Source organism: Gordonia sp. 852002-50816_SCH5313054-c (assembly GCF_001665925.1).
GTDB lineage: Bacteria > Actinomycetota > Actinomycetes > Mycobacteriales > Mycobacteriaceae > Gordonia > Gordonia jacobaea.
In genome coordinates, this window is sequence record NZ_LZTE01000001.1 from 1 (window position 1) to 818 (window position 818).

The 818-nt window shown below is 63.8% G+C and carries 1 protein-coding gene; it reads left to right on the forward strand.

Annotation, left to right across the window (positions count from 1 at the left end):
- Positions 1-2: 2 nt before the first annotated feature.
- On the forward strand, positions 3-818 hold an 816-nt coding region (locus A5788_RS00005; protein WP_035734686.1), incomplete at its 3' end, for an IS481 family transposase.

Genomic DNA, 818 nt, shown 5'->3' on the forward strand with positions numbered 1-818 from the left:
GGGTGCGTGTGGAGGTCAGGTTCCGTGCGGTCACCGAAGTCGCCGACGGTGCTCCGGTCATCGAGGTCGCTAACCGTTACGGTGTCTCTCGCCAAACGGTCACGGCGTGGCGCAAGCGCTATGCCGCATCAGGTCTGGGCGGTTTATCGGATCGATCTCGCCGACCGCGTACTAGCCCGAACCAGATCTCTCCACAAGTGGAGGCGACGATCTGCGAAATGCGACGCACCCACCGGCGGTGGGGTGCCCGGCGCATCGTCTACGAACTCGGACGCCTCGACCCTTATGCGCCCGCGCCCGCGCGGGCCACGGTGCACCGCGTGCTGGTACGCAACGGATTGGTCAATCCTCAAGAGCAGCTACATAAACGGGTCTACAAGCGATGGGAGCGGGAAGCTCCGATGCATCTGTGGCAACTCGACCTGGTTGGAGGTGTGTTCCTGGCTGGCGGCCGGGAATGCAAACTGTTGACCGGCATCGACGACCATTCCCGCTTCGTCACCGTCGCCGCGGTTCTCGAGCAGCCCAGTGGCAGTGCCGTGTGTGAAGCGTTCGTCGGGGCGATGAATCGATGGGGCGTGCCGTTCGAGGTGCTCACCGACAACGGCAACCAGTTCACCGGCAGACACACGCGGCCGTTGCCGGTTGAGGTGCTCTTCGAGCGGACGTGTCGCGAGTACGGCATCACCGCGCGGTTGACCAAACGCCGGTCACCGACCACGACCGGCAAAATCGAACGATTCCATCGCACATTGCGCCGGGAGCTTCTCGACGAGACTGGCGCCTTCGACACCATCGAGACCGCGCAAACGGCTATC